General features: G+C 53.2%; 2 protein-coding genes. One reads left to right on the top strand and one right to left on the bottom strand.

The features are described 5' to 3' along the window. A partial coding sequence (locus B3Z49_RS04310; RefSeq protein WP_296988464.1) for an NAD(P)-binding protein occupies window positions 1–741 on the bottom strand: 741 nt, incomplete at its 3' end. A 265-nt stretch (window positions 742–1,006) separates the two neighbouring features. Between B3Z49_RS04310 and B3Z49_RS04305 the strand changes: the two genes are divergently transcribed. After that, window positions 1,007–1,633, top strand: a 627-nt coding sequence (locus B3Z49_RS04305; RefSeq protein ID WP_296988463.1) for an undecaprenyl-diphosphate phosphatase, incomplete at its 3' end; no start/stop codon positions are given.

The following is a 1,633-nucleotide window of genomic DNA, read 5'->3' as shown; positions in this document are numbered from 1 at the left end:
TTCGCGGGCCTTGTAAACGCCGGTCGCGATCAGAACGCTGTCATGTTTTTTGCGCAGGTCATCAAGGGTCGCATCACGCCCCACTTCGAATTCGGTGTGCATGACAACACCACCTTCTTCGAGAAGCTTCACACGGCGTTCGACGACATCCTTTTCAAGTTTGAAGCCCGGAATACCATAAACCAGCAGCCCGCCCATGCGGTCATAACGATCATAGATATGGACTTCATATCCTTTGAGACGCAGCTGTTCGGCCGCGGCCATACCACCCGGACCACCGCCGATGATGCCAACCGACATGCCATTTTCCTTGGCCGGTTTCGGCGGCTTCACCCAGCCATTCGCAAAGGCGGTGTCGGTGATGTATTTTTCAACAGAACCGATGGTAACAGCACCGTGGGTCGACTGTTCGATCACACAATTGCCTTCACAGAGGCGATCCTGCGGGCAGATGCGACCGGTGACTTCCGGCATGTTGTTGGTTGCAGCCGAGATGGCATAAGCCTCTTCAAGGCGACCTTCGGTGGTCAGGCGCAGCCAATCGGGGATGTTATTATAAAGCGGGCAATGCGCCTGGCAGAACGGCACACCACACTGCGAGCAGCGCGATGACTGATCGGCAGCACTATTGTCATCAAACGGTGCATAAATTTCGTTGAAATCCGTGCGGCGCTCGGACGCTTCTCTTTTGTGCGGATATTTTTGTTCAAGATGAACAAATGTCAGCATCTTTTCTGTCATGACGGCCCTCTGGAAGGGTTTTATGTTGCGGGTTTTGCTCTGTATACGTGTCGAACACGCAAGAATCCAGCACAAAATATCATTTAGGTCAATATTGCTGACTTAAATATCCGGACAAATTTTCCGGTTTTTCAAAGAGAGCCTCGGAAAATGACCGCAACATTGTTTCAATAGTACCATAATGGTACTATTTATGCGTTTCGCCAAAATGGGCTAAACTGCTATAAGCGATCAGTTTTTGCAGCGAACAGCCACAGAGGCGGGCGTGACCCTACAGCACATTATTCTTCTGGCGATCGTTCAAGGGATCACCGAATTTCTCCCGATCAGTTCATCTGGCCACCTTGTCCTGGCCCCTGCCCTCACCGGCAGCGCGGATCAGGGTTTGTTGGTAGATGTTGCGGTGCATGTCGGTACTTTGGCTGCTGTTTTGATCTATTTCTGGCGGGATGTGTTTGCCATGCTTGGCGGATTCGTCCGGCTGTTTACCGGGCGAATCAACCCCGGTGCCCGCCTTGCCCTTCATATCGTGCTTGCCACCATCCCGGTGATTGCCGTCGGATTCTATTTCAAGGTTTCCGGGATCGAGGAACAGCTGCGCTCCGTTGAAATCATTGCCTGGACCACACTTGGCTTTGGCATCTTGCTGTGGCTTGCCGACAAGGTCGGCATGACGATCAACCGTCTTGAACACATGCGCTGGGGCGGTGCTTTGTTTATCGGGCTTGCACAGGTTCTGGCCCTTGTCCCGGGTACCAGCCGATCGGGCATCACCATGACGGCTGCGCGCTTCATGGGGTATGAGCGATCGGACGCAGCACAGTTTTCAATGCTGATGTCGATCCCGGTCATTCTCGGTGCCGGGTTGCTGGCAGGGATCGATTTGCATCAG

Origin of the sequence: Thalassospira sp. UBA1131 (assembly GCF_002311515.1) — a bacterium.
In the GTDB taxonomy this organism is placed as follows: Bacteria; Pseudomonadota; Alphaproteobacteria; order Rhodospirillales; family Thalassospiraceae; genus Thalassospira.
This window is presented reverse-complemented; position numbering and strand designations above follow the sequence as displayed.